Annotated in this window: 24 protein-coding genes; 4 read left to right on the forward strand and 20 right to left on the reverse strand. The window is 47.9% G+C overall.

What is annotated here, in order from left to right; all coding sequences use genetic code 11:
• Positions 1 to 16: 16 nt before the first annotated feature.
• The 17 genes from I8J30_RS10490 to I8J30_RS10570 form a co-directional block, all read right to left on the reverse strand.
• Positions 17 to 943, reverse strand: a complete 927-nt coding sequence (locus tag I8J30_RS10490; protein WP_210657980.1) for a LysR family transcriptional regulator — start codon at positions 941 to 943, stop codon at positions 17 to 19.
• 260 nt (positions 944 to 1,203) lie between these two features.
• Entirely contained in the window at positions 1,204 to 2,106 is a 903-nt protein-coding gene (locus I8J30_RS10495) for an aminoglycoside phosphotransferase family protein (RefSeq protein ID WP_210657982.1), read from the reverse strand.
• A gap of 142 nt (positions 2,107 to 2,248) precedes the next feature.
• Entirely contained in the window at positions 2,249 to 2,989 is a 741-nt protein-coding gene (locus I8J30_RS10500) for an SDR family NAD(P)-dependent oxidoreductase (RefSeq protein ID WP_210657984.1), read from the reverse strand.
• Between the two features lie 415 nt (positions 2,990 to 3,404).
• Positions 3,405 to 4,355, reverse strand: a complete 951-nt coding sequence (locus I8J30_RS10505; RefSeq protein WP_210657985.1) for a VanW family protein — start codon at positions 4,353 to 4,355, stop codon at positions 3,405 to 3,407.
• Complete coding sequence (locus I8J30_RS10510; RefSeq protein WP_210657987.1) at positions 4,352 to 5,470, reverse strand: hypothetical protein; 1,119 nt, start codon at positions 5,468 to 5,470, stop codon at positions 4,352 to 4,354. The genes I8J30_RS10505 and I8J30_RS10510 overlap by 4 nt, the downstream gene beginning before the upstream one ends.
• An 83-nt stretch (positions 5,471 to 5,553) precedes the next feature.
• The gene (locus I8J30_RS10515; protein WP_210657989.1) at positions 5,554 to 6,045 is read right to left on the reverse strand and encodes a DMT family transporter; all 492 of its coding nucleotides are present in this window, start codon (positions 6,043 to 6,045) and stop codon (positions 5,554 to 5,556) included.
• Complete coding sequence (locus I8J30_RS10520; protein WP_210657991.1) at positions 6,045 to 6,743, reverse strand: Crp/Fnr family transcriptional regulator; 699 nt, start codon at positions 6,741 to 6,743, stop codon at positions 6,045 to 6,047. The genes I8J30_RS10515 and I8J30_RS10520 overlap by 1 nt, the downstream gene beginning before the upstream one ends.
• A 35-nt stretch (positions 6,744 to 6,778) precedes the next feature.
• On the reverse strand, positions 6,779 to 7,204 hold the full coding sequence (locus I8J30_RS10525; RefSeq protein ID WP_210657993.1) for a DMT family transporter: 426 nt from the start codon (positions 7,202 to 7,204) through the stop codon (positions 6,779 to 6,781).
• Between the two features lie 578 nt (positions 7,205 to 7,782).
• Positions 7,783 to 8,334 (reverse strand): dihydrofolate reductase family protein, encoded by a 552-nt coding sequence (locus tag I8J30_RS10530; protein WP_210657995.1) that lies wholly within the window; start codon positions 8,332 to 8,334, stop codon positions 7,783 to 7,785.
• A 31-nt stretch (positions 8,335 to 8,365) separates the two neighbouring features.
• Positions 8,366 to 9,517 (reverse strand): enolase C-terminal domain-like protein, encoded by a 1,152-nt coding sequence (locus I8J30_RS10535; protein WP_210657997.1) that lies wholly within the window; start codon positions 9,515 to 9,517, stop codon positions 8,366 to 8,368.
• 206 nt (positions 9,518 to 9,723) lie between these two features.
• Entirely contained in the window at positions 9,724 to 10,671 is a 948-nt protein-coding gene (locus tag I8J30_RS10540) for a hypothetical protein (RefSeq protein WP_210657999.1), read from the reverse strand.
• A gap of 18 nt (positions 10,672 to 10,689) precedes the next feature.
• Positions 10,690 to 11,073, reverse strand: coding sequence for a hypothetical protein (locus I8J30_RS10545; protein ID WP_210658000.1), 384 nt, complete (start codon positions 11,071 to 11,073; stop codon positions 10,690 to 10,692).
• Positions 11,074 to 11,086: 13 nt separating this feature from the next.
• The gene (locus I8J30_RS10550) at positions 11,087 to 11,665 is read right to left on the reverse strand and encodes an enolase C-terminal domain-like protein (RefSeq protein ID WP_210658002.1); all 579 of its coding nucleotides are present in this window, start codon (positions 11,663 to 11,665) and stop codon (positions 11,087 to 11,089) included.
• A gap of 200 nt (positions 11,666 to 11,865) precedes the next feature.
• The gene (locus I8J30_RS10555) at positions 11,866 to 13,197 is read right to left on the reverse strand and encodes a phospholipase D-like domain-containing protein (protein ID WP_210658004.1); all 1,332 of its coding nucleotides are present in this window, start codon (positions 13,195 to 13,197) and stop codon (positions 11,866 to 11,868) included.
• 51 nt (positions 13,198 to 13,248) lie between these two features.
• On the reverse strand, positions 13,249 to 14,457 hold the full coding sequence (locus I8J30_RS10560; RefSeq protein WP_210658006.1) for an MFS transporter: 1,209 nt from the start codon (positions 14,455 to 14,457) through the stop codon (positions 13,249 to 13,251).
• Between the two features lie 13 nt (positions 14,458 to 14,470).
• Positions 14,471 to 15,499 carry an ROK family transcriptional regulator gene (locus tag I8J30_RS10565; protein WP_210658008.1) on the reverse strand — a complete coding sequence of 343 codons (1,029 nt, stop codon included), beginning with the start codon at positions 15,497 to 15,499 and terminating at the stop codon, positions 14,471 to 14,473.
• Between the two features lie 198 nt (positions 15,500 to 15,697).
• Positions 15,698 to 16,435 (reverse strand): SDR family oxidoreductase, encoded by a 738-nt coding sequence (locus tag I8J30_RS10570; protein WP_210658010.1) that lies wholly within the window; start codon positions 16,433 to 16,435, stop codon positions 15,698 to 15,700.
• A gap of 174 nt (positions 16,436 to 16,609) precedes the next feature.
• On the opposite strand from I8J30_RS10570, the gene I8J30_RS10575 reads away from it, so the two are divergent.
• The 4 genes from I8J30_RS10575 to I8J30_RS10590 all read left to right on the forward strand — a co-directional run bounded on the left by I8J30_RS10575 (position 16,610) and on the right by I8J30_RS10590 (position 20,986).
• Positions 16,610 to 17,188 carry a TetR/AcrR family transcriptional regulator gene (locus tag I8J30_RS10575; RefSeq protein WP_210658012.1) on the forward strand — a complete coding sequence of 193 codons (579 nt, stop codon included), beginning with the start codon at positions 16,610 to 16,612 and terminating at the stop codon, positions 17,186 to 17,188.
• 110 nt (positions 17,189 to 17,298) lie between these two features.
• The gene (locus I8J30_RS10580; protein WP_338044848.1) at positions 17,299 to 18,783 is read left to right on the forward strand and encodes a spore germination protein; all 1,485 of its coding nucleotides are present in this window, start codon (positions 17,299 to 17,301) and stop codon (positions 18,781 to 18,783) included.
• A gap of 26 nt (positions 18,784 to 18,809) precedes the next feature.
• Positions 18,810 to 19,871, forward strand: a complete 1,062-nt coding sequence (locus tag I8J30_RS10585; RefSeq protein WP_210658014.1) for a Ger(x)C family spore germination protein — start codon at positions 18,810 to 18,812, stop codon at positions 19,869 to 19,871.
• A complete protein-coding gene (locus tag I8J30_RS10590; RefSeq protein WP_210658016.1) occupies positions 19,871 to 20,986 on the forward strand; it encodes a GerAB/ArcD/ProY family transporter in 1,116 nt (371 codons plus the stop codon). Before I8J30_RS10585 ends, I8J30_RS10590 begins: the two co-directional genes overlap by 1 nt.
• Before the next feature lie 284 nt (positions 20,987 to 21,270).
• Here I8J30_RS10590 and I8J30_RS10595 read toward each other — a convergent pair whose 3' ends face one another.
• The 3 genes from I8J30_RS10595 to I8J30_RS10605 form a co-directional block, all read right to left on the reverse strand.
• Complete coding sequence (locus I8J30_RS10595) at positions 21,271 to 21,744, reverse strand: SRPBCC family protein (RefSeq protein ID WP_210658018.1); 474 nt, start codon at positions 21,742 to 21,744, stop codon at positions 21,271 to 21,273.
• A gap of 461 nt (positions 21,745 to 22,205) precedes the next feature.
• Complete coding sequence (locus I8J30_RS10600) at positions 22,206 to 23,459, reverse strand: MFS transporter (RefSeq protein ID WP_338044849.1); 1,254 nt, start codon at positions 23,457 to 23,459, stop codon at positions 22,206 to 22,208.
• A gap of 48 nt (positions 23,460 to 23,507) precedes the next feature.
• The gene (locus I8J30_RS10605; RefSeq protein ID WP_210658021.1) at positions 23,508 to 23,957 is read right to left on the reverse strand and encodes a MarR family winged helix-turn-helix transcriptional regulator; all 450 of its coding nucleotides are present in this window, start codon (positions 23,955 to 23,957) and stop codon (positions 23,508 to 23,510) included.
• Between the last annotated feature and the right edge of the window lie 32 nt (positions 23,958 to 23,989).

The raw sequence follows: 23,989 nt of genomic DNA on the forward strand, positions 1-23,989 counted from the left end.
TAATGATAGTTACCGCCTATGAATATTCTTCACTATCACAGGTATCCATCAGCTTATCTTGCTTTAATTTCTTTATATGCTCGGTCAACAGATCAATAAATCCACGCGCAGCTTTCCCCATGTATTTATCCCGGAGATACACAATCCCGACCTCTCTGCATAAGGTTGGCTTCTGTACCGGAATATGGAGTAAATCATCATAGTTGTACATTTCGAGCAGCGTTTTCGATAAAACCGTACCTCCGGCTCCTGACCGAACAAGTCCGAATAATGATTCAATGGTTGTCGTTTCGATCAAGGGATTCAGTTTCAAACCAGCAATATTGCATGTCATATCGACTAACTGGCGGCATCGATGGGTTTCCGGGAACATCACGATCGGCACATTGAGAATTTCGTCAAAATCAATGGCTTTACGTCCTGCATAAGGATGCTCCGCTGTTGCAACAAAATAAAAATTCTCGCAGTAAAGGGGAATCGCATGCACGCGATCATCCTCGACCGGCAGTATGGTAATGGCCAAATCCAATTCGTTGGACAAGACGCGGTTTACGACATCTTCGACACCGAAGATTTTGAGTCGGACTTTCGGATATTCGCGATGGAAATCAAGCAATAAGTTCGAGACCAATTGATTTAGCTCGCCCGGTAGCGCTCCAATGGATAATGTGCCGCGCTCAATTTGCTGCAGCTCTTGAATTTGTTCCTTGGCGTTGGCTAAGTTGCCAAATACCAGCTTGCTCTGCTTATACAAAATCATCCCGGCATCGGTAATCGCAATTTTCTTGCCGATTCGGTCGAATAACGGAACGCCTATCTCGTCTTCAAGCGCTTTAATTTGATGGCTTAAGGAAGGCTGGGTGATTCCCAGCTTGACGGAAGCTTTGGTAAAATGTAATTCTTCGCATGTACGGATAAAGTATTCCAACTGCCTTAACTCCATGGGATCGGCCTTCTTTCTCCATATTCGTACTTACTATTCCGCATAGTCACATCGGTTATGAATCACTTTGAACCCACTATAACGTGCTGCTGCTTCATAGATCAATGCGGTCTCATCTATTGTTTTGATAGTCTGTGTCTATGATTCTTGGGCGGAGGACGCGAAAAAGCTCCCCATCATGCTTCAGGTTGTACGGCCTGATTGCTTTATGGGGAGCTTCAACGGTCATCCGACATTCCGAATGCTCATGTGCCAATAATCTAGCTTAAACGTACAATCTCGTCACATCGTTCCATCGCCCACTCGAAAACCACTTCATCCCTATCCATAGCACTGGAATAAATAACATCGAGCCCAATTCGAAGTTGATAACAGCGCAGAATCTCGGACTGCCGCATAATGTCCCGATGATTATTCTCGATATACTGCGCTTGTACTTCCATGCATTCGAGCCAAGTACGCCAGAAGAAGATGTTGGCTATATCGTAGAGCGGATCGCCGATCATCGCTTCGCTCCAATCAATGACCCCCGTGATTTGACCGCCATGCGAAAGAACGTTGTTCGATCCAAAATCGCCATGGACGAGTCGTCGCATCTCAGGGCATTGTGCAGCCAATGCGCTAAGAACCTGAATATAGGCATCGATCTGTCGTTCACCAAGCATGGACTGTAATGCCTCCCAGTCATAGCAACGAGTATCCGTAATACTCATGAGAAAGTCGCGCCATTCCCCGAACCGCCCTATGCCACACTCGTTGAATGGACCAAATCCCTCGATTCCGGCGACATCTTCACTCGCCATTGTTTCTAATACCTTCATGACGGGCACCGCCACAGATGACACGTCAGAACGATTCATGTCCTGCAATGTAAGGCCAGGCGAGCGCTCCGAGATGCAATACGCATTTTCGTTATCAATGGAGCCGATTGACACGATTTCCGGGATCGGCAGGTCCGCTGATGCGAAATGACGGTAACAGTACTCATCTTTGCGAAAGCCATCGGCAGAACGATTCACCCGAAGAATGTATTCACCGCCACCGAAGCGAATCGCGAATGCTTGTGACTCCTCTCCTTCTGCCACAGGCTCCCAATAGGATAAATCGCCTACATCTCTTGCGACTGCCGCCATGATAGTCGAAGGCATCAATTGAGGCTTCATTTTAACTCTCCTTCTTCATGACCGTTTTCTTTATATTACAACAACTGAGATATTCAGGGTGATCAACCTTTGGAATGAAAAAGAGCTACCGACTGGTAGCCCTCATGGTTTTGACTAATAGGATAGGTGACTGTAAGCCAGATCACCAAGCGGACGCGCCGCCGTCGACCGCATAATTGGCGCCTGTTATGTAAGCCGCACGGTCTGACGCAAGGAATGCCGCGAGTTCCACGATTTCCTCGGGTTGACCGAAGCGCTTCAGCAGCGTTTTGCTCGTTATCGCGTCGCGAGCTGCTTGATTGTCACCAAGATCGCGGTCACTGGCTGGGGTCAAGACTGGTCCGGAGCTAATGGTTACCGCTCGGATTCCATGCTTCGCTCCTTCGAGCGCAAGCTGCCGTGTCAATCCGATAACGCCGGCTTTCGCAGCACAATGCGCCACCATCGGAGGCGTTTCACCCGCGATCATGCCGGCCACGGACCCGACATTAATGATGACGCCGCCACCCCGCTGCACCAAGTGCGGCCATGCGAATTTGGATACGAAGAAGGGGATGTCAAGCTCACCGGTTACGGTCGTCCGCCAGTCTTCGATCGAGAAATCAGGCATAGGGCCGAAACGCTGCATGGCCGCGTTGTTGTATACCACGTCGAGGCCGCCATAGGCAGCAACGGTACCCTCGACCAGCTGCTTCACTTGTTCGGGGTCTGTGAGATCGATCGGCGCGATACCCGTCATCTCGCCGCCGGCCCGACGTACCATCTCTACCGTCTCGTTATTGGCATCTGTCTGGATATCGCATCCGACCACTTTGGCTCCTTCTCGCGCAAAAACCAATGAAGCGACGCGTCCCATGCCGCCTCCGGTGCCTGTGATCAGCACAACCTTTTGGGCCAGCAAGCCCATTGAATGTTCGTTATTGATTTGCTTACCCTCCTGAAGTCGTTCTTACTTTCAACCTATAATATTGTTAAGAACTTCCTCATTTATTCATTTATTCATCTCTTCATTTATAGGACGGTATCTCCCCCCATTCATGAATGGACACCGCATCATTTGCCATTTAAGGATGGCTAGACCGTCGTCATTGACTCAGCAGCGACATTGTCGCTTGGCTGACATGGTTCATTTCCATCCTAATGGCTATAATCATGCAGCGCGCAAACTACGCCGGCCCAGCATAGAAGCTGTTACGCAGACTGAGCCATAAGAAAACATGATCGTCCTGGGTCTCTACATTGCCCCTAAACAGAAAACCGGACTACCCTCATGGAGTAGTCCGGTTTTTTTGCTTACATTATCGATTCCAATCGATAAACGGATCGATTCTTTCCTTCTCTTCCGCAGAGGCGGAGATTTCCTCCGGCAGCTGCCCAAATGACATGCCGGGCACGCTGCGCGGTTTATATTCGATGACGTCGGAGGAATAGATGGCCACAAACAATTTACCCGGGACTGCATGGGCACGGATAAGGATCGGCTGGTTATAGCGGTTCTGGAAAGTAAAATCCGGCCCGTCCCAGCTCACCGTCGCATCGCGCCCCGGCCTCACATACGGTACGTTTCGGCTGTGTGAATAACGCTGGACGATGTGCAGTCCGGCACGGTCTGTTGCATTAAACAGTGTAGAGGAAACCTGGCAAATTCCCCCGCCGATTCCTTCGGATAATTCACCTCTAACAATGATCGGTGCTTCTCGGTACCCCTTTTCTCTCGTACGCCTGCCGACAATTTTGTTGAACGAGAATGTCTCGCCCGGGAAAATGACCGTGTTGTTAATCGCTTTGGCCGCCAATCCGATGTTATGCGAACGGTTTTTGTTGCGGCTGTTGTAATAGGTCGCATATTGGCCGATCGGCTTTTCCTTAATGTTCGCCAGCAGTTCGCGGTCAACCCGCGGATAGACGGGGGCAAGCGGTGCATCGAATGCGCTTGTGCCTGTGCCGTAGAAGAACCCATAAAACTTCTCGGTAAACAGCTTCTGATCAAGTCGATACCCGTTCTGTTCCGGCGTAATGCCGCCTCGATCATTAATGATTGCGTTGCGAGGAGCTTCATAGCTTTGCCGATCCAACGTCTTAATAAGCCCGTCCAGTTTGTCCAAATCCACCATGGTAAAACCGGGCGATGCAAAATCATCGCGGTAAATGACCACGGGCGTCTGCCCCCGAAGCGACACGGATAAATGCTCGGTGCTTCCGCCCTGCTGGAGCATCCACAATATACTTGTCATTAAGAGCCACTTCATAAGGCGTTCTCCACATAATCGATTTTCCAACCTTGCCATACGGTGCTTCTTCGTAGTTGAAAGACGAACTTATTCTCGGTTTTACGAAATCCATCCTGGTAAATGACCGCTCGGACCGGTAGATCGATTGCGAGCAAATCGGAAGTATCGATTGTCGCGTAATCGGACTCTCTGCGGATGGCAATAATGCCGGCCGCCATCTGCCGCAAGCGCTCCAACTGCTCATGGTTGCGATGCGGGAATAACGTGGTCATAATTTCAGGATCACGCTGATTGATTGCGATAAAGAACAACTCCACAACGTCGCTGGGGGCAGTCTGCTGCACGTATTGCTGAAGCTTGCCGGCCGCCTTGTGCACCATCGTCTGGTGATCCGGATCAATGGTCCCGGTCTTGTGCGTGCTGCTCCCCAGAAAATGAATGCAAAAATGTCCGTTAAAGTCGTTGTCCGGAATTCCATCGCCCCCATGCGGCATGCCGTGCATGGAAGCGGCGATCTCTTGGTCGTCTTTCAAAACCAGAATGGCTCTTCTTCTCCAGCTCCATTTCCCTTGGTAAATCTGCTTCATGATTTCCGTGTCATGTTTCGTCAACGGCTGAACGTCTGCATGCGTACTTCCGGCTCTTCGCTGTACCTCAAATCTCCGGCCGGTTTCCAAATCGACAACGGTGAATATCGATTTCATCGTGATGATTTGCTTGGCTTCAGGCCAGGCCAGCAATTGACCGTAATGCTTCGATTTCAGTTGCGCAACATAGTCTTGAAGCGTTTGTTTCATATCTCCTCGAAGCTGAATCGTCCTCGAATTCTCCTCATCGTACAACGCGTAGGACTGGTCGATGCTGTAGCTTTTTTTATCAATCATTAAATATGTATCCGTTACGGGGACATAAGCGGTTTGTTGCGTTCTGCCATCTGTAACCGCGCCAACCCACTTCTCGGTATCCATTAACATTGTAGATACCATCGCCGCATGCGGCGATGCTTTGACGACTAGCTGGACAGAAGCTTGTTCTCCTCCTGTGCGTGCAATTGCCTGCTTGGGGTCGCAAACCAACACAAATAAGGCGATACCAAGCAGGAGCAATCGATACGTTCTTTTATCTTTAAGCATGTCTTCTTCCTCCTAATTAACACTATCTCTAAAAGGAAGAGAAACGATGCATGGAAAAAACCACCAAAGAATGGGCAAAAGGATCACGTATTTCGAACGACCGGATACCCATTCGTGTTATCGAACACCGCTGATTTTGCTTTTGGCTTGTATTTGAATAATATAAGGCCTGCGATCAGTGCTGTAATGCCAATTGCTTTTTGCCAGCTGAAAGGTACTTGCTCTAAACCGAACCATCCCGCTGAGTCCCACCATACCGCGCATACCATCTGGGATGCCATAACAATCGCCGTTGCTGCACTTGGGCCGATTAAGTTAACGCTTTTAACTACGCTGGTGACAACGCCGATTCCGATTAACCCGCTGAACCAGAACCAGAGCGGCATAACCTGCCAGTTCAGAAATTCTGCGCCTTCAACCGCCAACCCCATGCCAACCGATGCGATAAATCCCATCCCCAGCACCAGAGCCGTAGTTGTTTGTGAATGAACGGATGCACTCACTTTGTTATTGAACAACGTTTGCACGCTGACTAGCATGCCTGCCAGCAGAGCTAATAAAATGCCGATAAACATTATGTTTCCCTCCGGTCGCCATTCTCGTATATATTTCGTCCGGCAGCCGCTTCCAGCCCCGGTCGGTCCTTAATCACAAGCTTGCCGCGGCTCCGTTCCAGCAGCTGTAAACGGCAGAAATTCAGAATCACCCGATTCAAATGCCGATAACTGGTTCCGATTAGGTTCGCCATATCTTTCAAATTCGCCGTACTGACTTTTGCGTCTAAGGGTGTCGTCACCGAGAGCAAGTAACTGGCAAGACGGATTTCAACCGGATACAACAAATTAAAGCTCAGTGCTTCCGATTTGCTATAAAATTTCTCCGAGATCATTTTCAGCATGAACTGCAGGAACGGAACTTCTTCCCGGTAAAGCGGAAGCCAGCGTTTATGAAAGCCGATCGCATCCACGGTCGTTACAGCCGTTACGGTATTGAGAATGTTCTTGCCGCTCAGACATTCAATTTCTCCAAGTACATCAAGAGGCGTAGTAAAACCAAGCAGCAGGGTATTGCCTTCCGTTGACGTGGTATAGACTTTTACTTTTCCATGCATGAGAAAGAAAATATGCTCCGGTACCTCCCCTTGTTTACAAAGGGCCTCATCCGGTTCGAATCGGTACAACACCAAATGCTGCCTCAGCGCATTCGGGAAAACCGGGTCAAGCGCATATTGCGCGAGGTAGTTTTCGATTTGATGAGCATCCATTTCCTTCATTCCCGCAACCCCTTCCTATTCGCCAGTCTAGCCGCCTAGAAGGATAAACATAAGATGCCTGTAATCATGAGCATAATTCCGATCCATTGCGGTGCTCGCAGACGCAGCACGCGATCCCCGAACCAGCCGGCTTTCTCCATTCCGAGCGTCGCTAAGATTTGAGAGATTAACATCGCCGAGACGGTGACGGCAGCGCCATTGCGGTGAAATGCCGTAATGGAGCTGAAAATAATAAAAGCCGCAAGCGCTCCGCCGAAACGATAATGCAGCTTCACTTGGTTCAGCCTCCTCCACGATCGGTCTCCGGTTATCCATACGATGAGCATAGCCGCTGCAAACCCTGTTCCTTGCGTTAGAGCCGCGGCCTGCCAGGATCCAATCAAATCCCCGATTGCCGCATTGGCCGTACTTTGCAAGGTTATAAATACGCCGCCTAATACAGCAAATATGATCCCTTTCATTCCTTCCCTTCCTCCTCAACCAACACATGCTCTCCTTATTTAACGCCGTGCGGCCGATTCTGAAAAGGACATATGTCCTAAATGGCAAGATACCTTGTTAAAACTAAAAAAGACCCGCGGTTGCGAGTCAACTTAGTCCTTATACACATTTCGTGCATGATCCACCCGGTATTCTCAACGTATGCGTAGGTTTTTATGCGAAGTGTCGGGTTGACCGCTCTTTACTCGACAATGCAGTTTATGAAGATAGCAAAAAAGGCGTCCTACAGTCACCGATAGTGACTTGGACGCCTTTTTCAACGATATGCAACTATCTATTAATACCCTTTGTTTACTCCTCCAACAACTGGGTACGAAGGACCGCCACCATATCCACCTAAGCCGCTTCCCATACAACCACAGAATACAATAACTAACAAGATAAAGAGTACCAAAATAACTCCCGCACTAGTAAAAGCTCCACCTACACCGGACAATGAACTGCACCTCCTGGGGTTTAACGTACTTTGTATGTTATGTCCCGTAGGAGGCATTGGATTGGGTGTTTGGAGGGGATCAAATGCTTCGGGTACAGCTGCCTACTCTGCCAACTGATAGATCAATTGTACAACGCCGGACGAGAACGGCCTCGTATGCTTCAATTTTAGATTCAACCTTTGTTTAATGTCATTAAACATCGGAGTTCCTTCTCCCAGCAAAACAGGGTGAACCGATAATCGGAATTCATCAACCAGGCCTAAATGGATAAATGTCTTAATTAGATTGGCCCCGCCATATAGCCAGATGTCTTTACCGGGCTGATTCTTTATATGGTTGACTTCATCAAGAATATTGCTGTTTATATAGGTGGCATTGCGATCTGTACCGGTAAGCGTCTTAGAAAACACATATTTCAACTTGCTGTGAACGAGCTCCCACATTTCTTTATCAGTCTCGCTAGATTCCACCGTAGGCGTATATTGTCCCCATAAATCATAGCTTTTTCTGCCATACAAGATCGTATCGATTTGATTTAGGAAATCGGTAAACCCCATCTCAGGGTCCATCATGCACCAATCAACTTCCCCATTCTTCCCTTCAATAAATCCATCCAAAGTAACGGCTAAATCCAAGATGATTCTTCGTTTCATGTGTGGTTACTCCTTCTGTGTAGATCGCGGTTTACTTGGACCAACCGGAACGCTTGACAAGATTGGACACAAGTTCATCGTCGAAGTCAATTCCAAAACCCGAAGCAGCAGGGATATGAAGCTCTCCGTTTTCGATGCGATACCCGGATACGTCCATTCCTTCGATTGCAATGTCGTCGTATTCCACAAATTCGAAATTACGCACCGCAGCCGATAAATGACCGGAAACGTAAATCCCGTAGGCATTGCCGTAACAATGCGGCGCAGACCGCAAATCATGCGCATCCAACTTCTCGCCTAATTCCATCCAATGCGTGAAGCCGGGCCAGATAATGTCGTATTGAAGCACATCGACTCTGCCGCGAATTGCCCAGTCAACCAGATGAGGCGAGGCCAGTCCTTCCCCATCCGCAATAAGGACATGTTGTCCGCGTTTCAAGAGCCAGTCCTTTAGATCCGCATACAAGGCGTCATCTTCATGAAACGCTTCTTCCAACCAATATAGGTTCACATCCGTCAACGCCGCCAAGACCTCTTTGGTCAAGTTCAAATTGTAGGCGTTATTCGCATCGATCATAATCTTGCCCGAAGGACCTGCAACCTCCGAGATGCCTTGCACGATCGCGATATCGCGCTTCGTTCCTTCCCAGAGCGGCATATGGCGTCCGCCCCGGCCGACTTTAATTTTGAAATGACGATGACCTTTGTCAAATCCTTGCTGCGCTTGGTCTTGCATCAATGCAACGGCGGATTTCTCATCGGACAAATGCAAATCATCGAAGTATAGCGAGGTATCGTAACAAGGGACAATCAGCGGAACTCCACTCTCGAAGTGTGGACCTGCTACCAAGTCGTACACAGGTTTTCCAACTCGCCGCCCCAGCCAATCCAGAATGGGAAATTCCAATTGCAAACGATATTCTTCCTTCAGTCTGCCCCGATCGTCGAATAAGTCCGCTAATCGGCGACCTATGATGGCTTCAGCCCATTCCGGTGTGATATGAATGGAACTGCCATAGCCTGTTTGTCCATCGATCGTAATTCTTGCGATATCCACTGCGCATGTTTTGCCATGAATGCCGATTCTTCCATTTGCCCCCGCGCTTCTGGCCCGTTCTCCCGTTAACTTGGCGAATTCGATTCGTTCCACTTTCCAATCCGATAAAATACCTGAAATGTTCATAAGATCCTCCAGTGCCGACTCGGCGGCTTCTTGTTACGATTTGACAGTAAAATTGACTGGAAATCATTCCCACCTTTCACCATCATACCTTAAGTATTCATCAGGCCGATTAGACAATCCTGCCATTTCGGCCAATTCATTCTTACATGGCTCCAACAAAAAAACAGCCGATCCCTATTACCGGCTGCATACATGTCTGTTTTTTTTCAGTTTGTATGCTGGATGAACTGCTGCACAGCCTGCTCGAGCAGCTTAGTCCGATTGAGTAATCCTTGGAAGCGCCCGTTAATGGAGGTAATGGCGATGTACTCCCCCGGCGATTCCAGGATGGTCTGGAAATTAGCGTTGTCGAGCTTCAATTTCTTCACATTATTGGACTGCAGCAGGCTCACATGCAGATCATCTCCCAGGAGCTCCTCAAGCATTACGCCATCGATCCAGTGCGCATGCTCAAAGGTGTTTTGCAGGGATTTGATATCTACCCATTCCGGATTCGATTTAAGTCCCGGCGTCTTTCCGGCTTTCTGAATGAGATGCAGAAACTTACGAAGAAGCAAGACAAACGGTTCCCCGCTTCCTAACTCCCCTACATTCGAAGAGACGGATTCATCAGCCTCCTTGATAACGGCAGCATAAGCGTCGGCATAGGCATCTTCAAGCCAAGGATATTTTTTGGCGAGTGCCCAACGTATGGAGGCAGGTGTCGTCCATCCAGCAAATCGCTGTTGATTCGTTTGATCTGCTTCCACGAACACGATTGAACGAATCCCTTTTTGCCGAGCGAAAATGATGGACATGATGAATAGACGCGATGTCAGCCATTTGCGCCCATCCCCCAGGTTGATGATCGTATAATCCGAATTGCCTTTCGAGAACAACTGATCGCTCATACTATTCACAGAGCTGGTATAAGTCCCCATATCCTCTGCCAATTGATCACTTAAATCTAATTGATTCACAGACCACTTAGGCGTATAGGATTCGGCTTCGAAACGTTCAATCGAGATTCCGGCAAAATCAATCTTTTTCACATTCTTGAACATGCCCTTAATCAGATCCGGCATATGCTTACGGAAAATCAACAGAATGACCAATGTCACGATCGGCCACATGATTGCCGAAACCATTGTGGCAATTTCCAGGTTAACGGTCATTGTTCACCTGCTTTCCTATTATCCAATAGCCACGATCATGCTCGTTACAAGCAGCAGCAACGATACCGGAGCCCAAATTCTTCTTTCCCACTTGCTCCTGGTAATAAGGTTTAATACGGCTGCAATCATCGAGAAAATCACGACGAACCAAATCCCCGACTCTAGAAATGAATGCCAATTAGCAAGTATTAAGCCTGATTTACTCCAAACAATCGCAGCCAGAAACGCGAGAAGGACGATCTGAAATAAAGCGGCGATACGAAGTGCAGGTGGTAATTTCCCAGGGAACTTTCCTCCCATTGCCATACTGCCCCAAGGCATGCCTGCAGCTAGGGCAAATTGAAAGAGAATGACTCCTCCGATTAAAAGGGCATATATAATTGCTGACACCTCTATGTACATAAGAGCCCCCAATCTACAAGACAGCGTATTTCTTTAAAATCTCATCGCGAAATTTCAGCCCATGTCCGGGGCGATCCCAAACGTTAACGAGACCATCCTTGATTAGCGGGACATCTTCGAACAAGTCGTCATACCAATTCATGTACTCGATGTAAACACCGTTGGGAATAGCGGCAAAGATCTGAATTTGAAGTTCCCATGCCAGATGCGGCGTGACTGGGAGCCGATTGGCACTTGCCATATTGGCGATGCGAACTGATTCCGTAATCCCGCCTGCTCTTAGGTTGATCATCCCTATGTCTCCGGCTTTCCTATCGATCAGCTTGCGAAATCCGTATCGCGAATACTTTTTCCGATATAGCGGGTTCTCGCCGATCAGCAAATCGGCAATGTCTCGATCCATGCAAGTTCTGATTGTTTCGCCGCCTTGACCCAGGATAGGCAAATAACCCATGCCGGTAATCCCTTCGTCGGTTTCAATTTCAACTATGATTGCAGTTCTTTTCGCAATGACAAAAGTCGAAACTCGAATGGGGGTATTGAAAGGTACCGATACCAGCTTCGTTGTTACCGCAGTGAGTATCATAATCATTGGTCCTCCCATTTCAGATACTTCAATCTATTCACGAGATGAAGCAAAAAGAAGCTGGGGTTAATCTGCCAATGAACTCAAAAAACAAACACAGCGGATCCTTGCGAATCCGCTGTCTTTCTTATCTAATCTTTATGAACGAAACGTTATCGGTTGTCAGCGTGGCTATTTGATGAAATATGCCTCCACTGTCGCAACCGTTAGAGCTGGAACGCGAGACCCTGCCAGTTACTGTCGCCGATCTCATAGCGTAGTCGATTGCTTCTGGCAATTGCACCGAAGAGCTGCAAAGCAGCTCGAGCGTCCATCCCGGATACATCTTGATCAAGATGTTCAAGAAGTAATTCATCCAGCAGCTCGCGAGTCGCCTTACGGTCCCAGAAAGCCGCATTCATTTCGCAATTGCCGAACAGTGAATAATGATGCAGGTTGCAGGAGCCGACAGTGCCCCATTCTCCGTCGACCAGCATTAATTTGGAGTGAACCCAGACCGGGTTGCGTTTACCGTCGTCATCTAATCCGGCGATGCCTGCCAATGTGAAATGGTTGAACGCAGCCAGATGAGATAAACGTTCCGGAATCTTGTCGTCTTCCGCCGGAACGACGACTACAATTTCCACGCCGCGCAGCAGTGCCTGATGCAAGCAGTCCATAATCTCCGGCACGGCAACAATCTGGTTCTCCATATAGATCGAGCTGCGGGCAGCTTCTATTGCCGAGCAATATTGATCGAAATTCGAGCGTTCGCCTTCTTCGATCGGATAGTCGACGGCTTGAGGCGCCGCATGTCCGTTTGCATATCGTCCCCTATGAATCGTCCGCTGGATTTGAACGAGCGCATCTCCTCTTCGGCGAGGCACTTTAGTCGGAAACGGAAGATCATTTGCACTCCCCTCGCCCCATCGCCCATCCGGCAAATTCCGCTCGCTCGCTTCGTTCCAGCGCTGCACAAAGTTATGATGGATGTCCACCGCCGAAGGTCCGGCAAGCTCGATATACACATCATGGTTTTGGCCTGCAACGCCACAATGGCCCGGTGCGACTACAGAGTTGGGATTTAGATTGATCCCTCCGAGAAACGCGGTCTCTGTCTCGGTGCCGGCATCCATGAGCCAACTCTTCTGATGCTGACAAAACCCCGGTTCAGCCTGATCCCAACGGATGAGAACGCGCGAATCCGCTTCCTTTAATCGCTCAACTTGCTCGGATGCTCCCCAGAAAGCATTTGTCTTCAAATGTTCCGTTCGGGAATCGGGTCGCCAGAAGAGGATACGCACATCGATTCCGCGCGCAGCCGCCCGATTAAGGACGTCAAGAGGGGTGCCCCTTCCATCCGGCATCCGGCATGACGCCCACATGAACGTTACGGTTGCCCAAACGCTGTGTTTCGCGTGCTCAATAGCCTCGCAAATCCGACGGAATGAAGGTTCTCCGTCAATGAGCGGGTGAAGAACATTTCCGGGTCTGACGGGATAAGTTGCCCGCGTTGCATAAGGAATGGATAAATTGCCAATGTTCGCATCATCGATCAAGAGAAGCGCCCCCTCTGTTACACGCATACTGCTCTTATAACACTACTTAGTTTAATTGGAATTAAGCCTCAGCAGCTTATTTACTCGTTCGGCACTTATCATCATGACAGCTAGGAAAGCCAGTACGATATAAGGTAGTACGACGATGCTCGTTTGAGTAGCGATGAAGCCAAATAGCGGCGGAAGAAGCGTAGTCCCCGTATACGCGACGGCCATCTGATGCCCAATCAGCTTAGCGGAATGCTCGCGTCCAAACCGCGCAGGCGTTTCGTGCAATAATCCGGGATAGATAGGAGCAAGACCAAGTCCTATCAGAATAAGTCCGATCAAGTAAAGCGGAGACACCGGGAGCAGCAGCATGACTCCACCGGTAAGAGCCAGGATCTGACCGCATCGGATTAATGCCTTATTGCTGACCTTCAATGTAATAAAACCGGTAATCAGCCTGCCTAACGTGATGCCGCCATAGTACAGAGAGACCCAACCCGCAGCGGTCTCGGCTGTCATCTCCCTAGCCCCTACCAAATAGCTGGCTCCCCACAACCCTACCGTAGCCTCAACGCCACAATAAAACAAGAAAGCAACAAGTGTCTGTTTAACACCTTTCATTTGCAGCAAATTTGCCTTGGAACTTGTCGCTTCTCCTTGAGCCGCCGCGCTGTCCTGATCCTCTTGGATCTTATGTGTCCGAGGATCAGCCGCTCTAATCGCAGCGACGCGCTTCCAAAGGGAGAGCGTAGCGAACAATACGATCGCGAGAGAGAACTGTATGACAGACACTGCTGTATAACCATCTCTCCAGGAGTCGTGTTCAGCAATATAATAGGACATTAAAACAGGTCCGATAGTGGCGCCTACACCCCAGAAACAGTGCAGCCAGCTCATATGATGAGCCTTATAATTCTCGGCTACATAATGATTGAGAGCCGCATCAATGGCACCGGCGCCAAGACCAAGCGGAATGGCTAGTATAATCAGCCAAATCACCGAAGGCGCCATTGCAAAACCAAGCAGTGCCCCAGCCGTGAGGCAGCAGCTGATCAGCGTGATTTTCCCTGTCCCGATTCGCTGAACCAAACTTCCGCTGAACAGACTGGATATGATGGTTCCTCCGGCGATAACCATGGACAAAATCCCTGCGAAGCCGAATGATGCCCCCATATCTGGCCCCATCACTGGCCATGCGGATCCTAGCAGTGAATCCGGAATGCCGAGGCTAATAAAAGCTAAATAGATAATGAGTATAAAAATGGACGCCATATGTCACCTCTTTCTAACAACAGTCCGTAATCATCACATTAAGCGCCAATTGCTGCAAACCGGCTAGATAATCCTGATTGCGATCGCTTATTACGAGTGTCGGCAAATGTTTGTGCGGGATATAGGACGAGCTTCGGACTGCTACTTTTGCCAAAAACGCTTCGTCTACCTCATCATTGCAGAACACTACGGCCCGTGGGTTCAGAATGGCTGCGAAAGTAGCAATCAACCGTGCGATGGCGTCAATTTGTTTGTCTTCAACCAAGACGATCCCACCGTTATTCTCTTCGAGTTTCAGCGCCTGCACGAAGGATTGGTGATCATATTGGGGTACGAAAGAAATTTCCCCTGAGAAGAATGTGCTGCCTCTTACAACATCTCCATTGATCATAATGCCTGAGCCCGGTCCGTATTGACCGAAATACAGGTAAACCAGCGATTCGTTCTCGATCTCGAAGTTCGACGCATAGCCGAGCACCGATGCATTCATATCGTTCTCGACGACGACCGGGATTTGGAAGCGGGATTCGAATTCTTCCTTGAGATCATAGTCAAGAAATTGCTGATAAGGCGGGATGAAGATGATTTTCCCAAGATTGTCTACGGCACCGGGCACTCCGATAGCGATGGAGCGAAGCTTAGGATATTTCTCGATCAACGTCTCGATCAAGTCCCCCAGCCGCAACGCATCTTGCTGCAATACGCTTGGCAGTATTCCTTGCTCCTTGATCTCTCCGATACAATTGAATATCGAATAATTCGTCTCATTCTTCTCGATAAAGATAGCGAGCCCCAGCATATATTCCGGATCGTAGGTATAGCGTTTTGCCGGCCTGCCTCCGCCGGATTCATCATTACCTGTGAAGAGGACCTCTCCGTCACTCTCCATCTGGGCCAGAAACTTGCTAATGGTCGGAAAGCTAATCCCTAATCGCTGACTGAGCTCCGCTTTCGTCGCGCTCCCCATCATGATAAGTCCGGCTCGGATGCGATAAATCAAAGGTTCTCTTATTTTGTTTGGTGACTTAAACATTTTCGTCATGGCAGATCAAGCCTCTCGTTTATAAAGTTAACCGACACTTATTAAATCATTTTAATATGTATAGGTCATCTTATCAGAAGTTAGATGTCGGGGCAATACGATCAGACAAAAAGGACCAAGCACTTGTCACCGCTAAGTGACAGTGCTTGATCCCAAGCCCAAGACCATGACAATGATCTCTTCAGACTACTCATCTGCTTACAAAGCTGTCGGACGCACCATAATTTCGCTGATCAAGGTGTCGTCGGGTTCGTTAATGGCAAACGCGATTGCTCTGGCAATGCTGGTTGGAGAGATTCCCATTTCGCTTATTTGATTCGCTATCATCTGCACTTCCGGACTGGTAATCGTGTCAAATAATTCGGTCTTGGTCAGACCCGGAGCGATGACGGTCGACCGAATTCGCGAAGACGCTGACTCTTCCAGTCTCAAGCCTTCCGAAATGGCTCTGACGGCAAACTTTGTTGCCGCATATACGGCCGATGTCGGGGACACCTGGTAACCGGAAGTGGAAGATAAGCTGATGATATGTCCGGCCTGCTGCTCACGCATTATAGGTAAAACAGCTGCAATGCCGTACAGTACCCCTTTGATGTTCACATCGATCATTTGATCCCATTCAGCTACTCTTAGCTCACTGAGCCTGGAACTTGGCATCACGCCCGCGTTGTTCACCCATACATCAATTCGGCCGTAATGACTTAAAGTAAAGGCGACTAGATTCTCCATATCTTCGGAAGACACAACGTCTGCTCGAAAAGAAACAGCTTCGCCGCCGCTTTGTTTAATGTCATTAACAATAGCGAAGAGACGATCTTCCCGCCTGGCCGCCAATACGACCTTCGCGCCTTTTTGGGCCAATAATTTCGCTGCAGCCTCTCCTATTCCGCTTGAAGCTCCCGTTATGACGACGACTTTATTTTGTATATTTTCCATTGGTCTTTGCTCCTTTAGAATGTTCGATAATGAACATGTGTTGAATATTTAACGGCCGTTGATTACTATTATAGACAGTACCCCCGTTTACTCAATGGTTGATTGATGCGCATTTGTTTCATATTCAACAGCACTTACGCCATTGTTGATTAACTCGAGGAGGCAATGATTGAAATGAACAATTCAGTGAAAACAGATCGCCGGATTCTCCGATCCAAGCAATCGATAACCAAGGCGTTTCTGGAGCTTTTTGCGGAGAAGGACTTCGAACTAATCACCATTAATGAGATCGCGGAGCGGGCCAACGTTAACCGCGGTACAGTCTATCTGCATTACAGCGACAAATATGACCTATTGGACCACTGCATCGATGATCATATGAACGAATTGATTTCATTGTGTAAGAATCGGGAGACCGGTGTGTCCAGCCAAGGAATGGTACAAGAACCTAAACCCGTTTTTGATTATTTACGAGACCACTTCCCATTCTTCGAGGCTATGTTCTCCAATCGGCGGGTCTTCCTCTTCCGCGACCGTTTGCTTCGCTTTATCACAGTCAATTTGATGGATAAAATGGAACATCCGGACCATTTGCCCGCAATCGATAAAGAGTTGAAGGCGCAATTCCTGGCCTCTGCTTTCATTGGCGTCGTGGAGTGGTGGATCCGTCAGCAAATGCCGCATACCACGCAATTTATGGCGGATCAGGTCAAACACTTATTTGAGAAGAATTACGACGTTTATGCCGAATAAAAGCCCAGGGCTGCCTTAGCCTTGGGCTTATTTCTTATACGCGCGTTGTCATTCAATGGGAATAGCATTTCATACCCGGGCTCATAATAAGGGGAGAATTGGGTGGAAAGGTGCGATGCTGTATCCCGGAGAGTGTACATCAATTTCTGAAAAACACCATCGCATCGGATGATTTTATGCAGTCTGTGCATGAGATCCGCGATAAACAAATTCATTTCACTTATTTGCAATCCATTGTCGACCAAGAACTCATTCACCATGAAATTTTGCACAGAATTCAAGTCTCGGAAGCTTCATTTCACGATCTTCAAACACTTCAAACGATAATTCCCTTCGTGAATATCAAGATCTCTTCGAACGTGGACGAGATTACCCAACATTTGATTAAAGGGTATATTTTCGTCCAACTGGAATCTGACCTTAATCAAGGTCTACTAATCCAAATCCCGGATCAAAAACGAGGGTATCGGGGCAATAACGAGGCGGATAACGAATACAGCGTCATCGGTCCGAAGGTCGGCTTTGTTGAAGATATCGATACGAACCTAAATTTACTGCGTAAAGAGCTTCTTACGGAGCACTTACGTTTCGAGGAGAAAATACTGGGCACGATCTCCCAATCCAGAGTAATGATTGTGTATGTGGAAGGAATCTGCAATCCTCAGCATTTAGATACAGTAAGACAACGAATAAGCGGTCTTGATGTTGACGTATTATTCGATAGTTCTATTCTGGACCAAATCATATCGGATAACCCCAACTCGCCATTCCCATTATTTATGTCTTCGGAACGCGTCGACAGGGCCAAATTCAATCTCCTTAATGGTCAAGTGGCTATCTTAACCAGCGGGTCTCCGTATGTCATATCCGGACCGGTTACCGTGTTTGATTTCTTCGCTTCACCGGAAGATTACTATCTGCCGTGGCTGCTGGCATCATTCTTTCGGTGCTTAAGGTATTTGGGAGTTGCGTTCTCAATCCTTGCCTCTCCCCTCTATGTTGCCATGTTAACCTTCCATTATTCCGTCATTCCGCAATCCCTGCTGGGTCCGATTATCGAATCCAGAACGAACGTCCCGTTTGCGCCGATTATTGAAGTGCTGCTCTTAGAGTTTACGGTCGATATGTTACGTGAAGCCGGGGTTAGACTGCCTACCAAAGTCGGACAAACACTGGGCATCGTTGGCGGTATTGTCCTTGGTACTGCAGCCGTGCAAGCCGCATTGACCAGCAACATCCTGATCATTATCGTTTCTCTCTCCGCCCTCCCTTCATTTGCAACTCCAATCTTCAAAATGGCGAACACGATCCGCTTCCTGCGGTTTCCGTTCATGTTCTTGGCAGCGGCTTGGGGAGGCTTAGGTATAGCGATTGGATTGGTTCTTCTGCTGGGGCATCTGCTGAGGCTCAAATCATTGGGTATTCCCTATCTAACTCCCGCATTCCCATTCCGATATCGAGAATACGCGGATAGTTTCATTCGATCCTCATTAAGCTTAACGAAATTCCGGCCAAGCTATTTGCGTCCTCTGCAGCGCCAAAGATATAAGGTCAGTAATCCCAAGCCTAAACACAGTGACTACAATAACGAATAACTATCGAAGTAAGGGAACTTGCGTCTATGAGAAAATATGTCCTTTTCCTTGTCTTGTGCTTGGTACTTGCCGGATGTGCACAAGAGCAGATTATCGATCGGATTAAGCTAATCGAGAGTATCGGTTACGACTTGCAAGGAGAGGCATACCGAATAAGCGGCACTTATTGTGCGTACGAGAAGAAAGTGAAATTGTTTCTGCTTGAAGGAGAGGTTCATTCTTTTAATGAGGTACTCACATCGTTCACTTCGCAATCGGATCACCCCATAGCAATCGGGCAATTACGCACGATCGTAATAAGTGAACGAATTGCCGGGAGAGGCATTACAGAGCTGGCCAATACGCTTGTGAGGGATCCCCTGATCAGTAATCGCACGACTCTTGTGTTAACAACGAATCAAGCGGATGAAATCTTAGCTGAATCCATAAAATATCCGCCGGTCTACTTGTCTAACCTGCTCAAGCAGAATATGGATACCGGGAATATGCCTTTCACCAATGGTCATATCTTCCTGGATCAATATTTCGGAGAAGGTCAGGATGTTTATCTGCCGATTGTGGTCAAAGGCCCCAAAGGTGTCTTACAGGTGGATGGTGTTGGTATTTTTCTGGGGGATCAATTAAAACTCAAGCTGCCCAACATTAACGGGTTATTTATTAAACTCCTGACAACCGATAAAATCGGCATCCAGTCCGGTACCTATAACTTCAAGAATGATCAAAACAAGCAAATTACGTTCAAAATCATTAGCTCCAAGCGCAAATTAACTGTAACTAACGACAAAGCGAACATTTCGCTTAAGCTTAATATTGATCTTGGCGATTATCCGGTAGCCATGAAAGTTTTTGAGAACAGCAACGATATGCTGGCTCTAAAAAAACAGATCGAATCGAACTTATCTGCGGAAATGAGAGCCATGCTGGAACTATTTCAAAAGAATCTCGTTGATCCCATTGGAATTGGCAACCTTGCCCGCTCTCGGGAGCGGAAGTGGAATGAGCGCGATTTTATGACCCAGCACTACCCTAACCTCGATTTTGATGTAAAAACGGAAGTGACCATATTGTCGTTGGGAGTTGGACATTAGTGCAGAACTTGGTGAAGGAAAACAACATGCTTTCCGGTTTTTTTATCTTCTTCCTCTTCCATGCTTCCTTGCTCGGGGCTGGTGTCTTAGGTTTTCAACATATCATTTATAAAACAACCGGCAATGATGCTTGGATTTCAGTGCTGATCATGGGGTTAAGCCTACATATCATCATTAGGATGATATTTAAGATGCTCGGTAATCCGGCCAAGGATATTATCGATCTGCACCGCATCCTTTTTGGCAAAATCCTAGGGAATGCCCTATCCTTTGTGCTCGTCGGATACTACTTCCTGATCGCTCTGACTGTCTATCGCGGCTATATCGAAATCATCCAAATATGGATGTTTCCTGACCTTAAAGCATGGGTGCTTGCCCTCATACTCGTCTGCGCGATCTATTATGCCGTTTCCGGTGGGTTTCGCGTAATAGCCGGCTATTGCTTCTTTGGATTCTTTTTCTCCTCGCTGCTGCCGCTGTTATTATACTTTAATATCCAATACGGACATTTATATAATGTAATGCCTATGTTTAATCATTCCATGAAAGAGATGGTGATGTCCTTCAAATATACAGGGATCATTTTCATGGGATTCGAAACGATACTCCTCTATTTCCCGTTTATTAAAAATCCCGAGAAAAGCGAGAAATGGGCTCATTTCGGTTTATTGATCTGTATCATCAAATATGTCATTCTGATGTTCGTAACCCTCATGTATTTCAGTCAAGGTTTATTAAAGCATACGTATTGGCCAACTTTGGTTATGGTTAAAGTCATTGAATTTTCGCTTATTGCACGGGTTGAATTTGTGTTCATCTGCATCTGGCTGATGTTGATTATCCCGGTGCTGTGCCTCTCGGTTTGGAGCTGCACTCGCATTATCAAGAGAGTGACGAATCTTAAACCCACCTGGTCTCTGTATGGGATCCTAATCGCAATCTTCGCCGCCTCTCTTCCGTTCAACGACCGCGTTAAGATTGAATGGTTAGGCAGGAATGTGGTTGAACTTGGTTTTTATTTCATCTATGCGTACATACCGCTGTTATTTATTCTGTATTTGATTCGCAGCCTCTTCTCGCAGAGAAAGATAGTGACCATACAACCTGAACAATAAGCATACCAGCCCTGCCTTAAGACGACGCACTCCGGGTACTAGCGGAAGATAGTACTGGTCGATCAATTGTAAATGACTTACGATTGAGTACGAAAGGAATGAACGGTGGTTGAAAATCATCGCGATTATCGTCGGGATTGTATTTGTTCTCCTTCTTGCAGCGTTATTTATAGTGTGGCTAAGCATTCGCACCTTTCCGTTTCGCCGTGAATGGCGGAATGATGACCAAATAAAACCAGCGGAAGAAGGATGCCGCTGGTTTTGTTGTTCGCTATGGATAAGTATTAAGCTTGGTTTGCAAGTAGCTCTTCGAGACGATCCATCGTCTGTTCGCCGCCCGGAACAGCGTATTCTTTCACCTTATTGAACGTATCGGTGCTTTCTTCAAAAACGGAGCTATACGTGAGTTTGGTCTGCCCATCCAAATCCTCAAAGGTTGCTGTCGCCTGAAAATGCGGAAATACCGCATGTTTGATGACTAAGCGCTCGGGTTGAACGATCTCTACAAAGTTGTTGGTGTTAGGATAATCTACCCCATCCGGCCCGTGCATGATAAACTCCCATGTACCGCCGGGTCGCAGATCAAACGACTTCGTCGTGATCGAAAACCCTTGAGGTCCCCACCACTTTGCCAGCAGCTCCTCTTTCGTCCAAGCCTCAAACACAATCTCGCGCGAAACGTTCAATAGTCGGGTGATGACAATCTCACGATCACCTATATGCGTTGCGATTTTGTTCGTTGTATCGTTATGGGACATGTCCGATCCTCCAATGTGAATGTGGTCGACCTCTGCTCCATCATAGCAAAAAGTGGCAGAGACAGCTATATGAAGCAAGGCTGAGATCAGAGAATGAGATTTCGATGTCCGAGACGGCCTTGTCTGCGGCGTTTGTTTGCGCTAATGAATCGCGGAGGCTTTATTTGCCTGAAATCAGCTGTTAATAAATTTTAACGAACTGAGGAGGTCTTATTGTGGGAAAATGGTGCGGAAAGTGACACTTTGACACCTAAAAAGACCTGTGCGATTCGTTAGAATTTCTAAACCCGATATTTAAACGGAATAAGACCTCTAGGATTCGTTAGAATTTTCAGAGTCGGGGAATTGACCTGTTTAGCCGTAATTTGCGCCGTCGCGGGAGGATACAATAAAAAAGACTGCCTCGTGGCAGCCTTCAACTTAATTACTATCGGAAGTCGGTCGGTCGGTCGATCGGTCGCTCACGAACCGACCGCGACGCTATTGCTCTTACTTCCTCGTCTTACTGACATGAAATGCTGCAGCGCACCGAGGCCGACAAACACGGCCATGACGCCTGCCGAGTATCCGTACATCACCGAATAATTGCTTACCGACGAGATCGCGCCAAGCAGAATGGAACCGAACGCGACGCCGAAATCGGTTGAATTGTAGAACATGCTGTTCGCCATGCCATATTGCTCCGGCTTCGAGGAACGAAGCATCCAGGCTTGAATCGTAGGCTGAATGGCACCGAATCCGACGCCATAGAGCAGCGCGGACACGATCAGCATCGGCATGGAATGGGTGTTCGCCAGCACTGCCATGCTCGCCGTAACGAACAAGCCCGCGGGAATGAGCACTGAAGTATGGCCGAAACGGTCGAAAATCCGGCCCGAGAATGGTCGAACGATAATGATCGTAACGGCATTGAAGAGGAAAAACAAGCCTACTTGCTCGATATGCGCATCATCGCCGAACAAGGCGAGAAAACTAAGCAGACCACTGTACGTGATCGCAAGAAAGACGTTTAACAGTGCGGGAAACAAAAGTTTTCGATTGAATTTAGGCTTGACCTCCACTTTCGGCAAAGCTGCTTTCTGAGCCGGCTCCGCGTGCTCCGATGGAGCTAGTTGTTCCCGTTTCGAGCGGGACAACCACAAGATCGGGAAGATTACTAACGATGTAACAAATCCGATCATCGTCAATGGCGTGAATCCGGCTTGTTTCATGACATTGAGTCCAATTGAAGGACCTATCGACATGGCCAGACTCGTTGACAAGCCGAAATAACCTATGCCCTCTCCCATTCGGCGAAGTGGGATGATACGGGAAACAAGCGTCGGCAGGATGGTACTGGCCATCCCGAAACCGATACCGTAGCCGATGCGCAGCGTCAATAAAGTAGCGAAAGACCCGGCAAGCGAATAGATTGCAGTTGTTGCCGCTGCGATAAGAAGTCCGGCTAGCAGCAGCTTCATCCGCGAAATGCGCTGCATAAGTGCGGCCGTGGCGAAACGAGATACGATCGCCGCCAGCGCGAAGACGGATGTCACTAGGCTGGTCTGAACGTTGCCGGCATGAAATTCCGCTTTTACATAAGCCGGAAAAGACGATAGGAGCATTTGCAAACTTAGAAATAACAGAAAGAAACATAATGTCAATGCGATAAATGGACGTGTCCATAATGGCGTTTTCGGTTGTAGTTCTTGTTGTAGTACTTGCTCATGCTGCACGTTTTGCTTCATCTCCAATCCATTTCATTACGCTTCATTTCATATCTATCAATCCATGTGTCCAAGCTTTCCTTCGACATGCAGCTGAACGCGCTGCAGCAGTTCGATCATCATGTCATGCTCTTCATCCGAGATACATGTTTTAACTTCTGCCGTAATACTCTCTTCAATAGGTGTCGTTACCCGAATCACTTCTTGTCCGAGCTCTGTACTGTAGACAAGAAACGAACGGCGATCCCGATCGCCAGCCTTCTTATAGATAAGTCCCTTCTTCTCCAAATGATCCAAAATCCGCGTCGTCGATGGTTTGTCCTTCCCCAGCCGTTCGGCAAGTTCACGTTGGATGAGACCTTGCGCGCAATTGATTTGGTTCAGTGCAGACCATTGCTCCGGTGTAATGCCATAAGCGCTTAGTCTTTGCTGAAACAATGCCGCCAGCTTCCGGTAAGTAACGCCCATCATGAATCCGATGGGCAGCTTGCGGGATTCTGTTGTCATAAATGCAGTCCCTTCTTCCGATAATAGTTGTT

It is taken from the genome of Paenibacillus lignilyticus (assembly GCF_017942085.1).
In the GTDB taxonomy this organism is placed as follows: Bacteria; Bacillota; Bacilli; order Paenibacillales; family Paenibacillaceae; genus Paenibacillus_Z; species Paenibacillus_Z lignilyticus.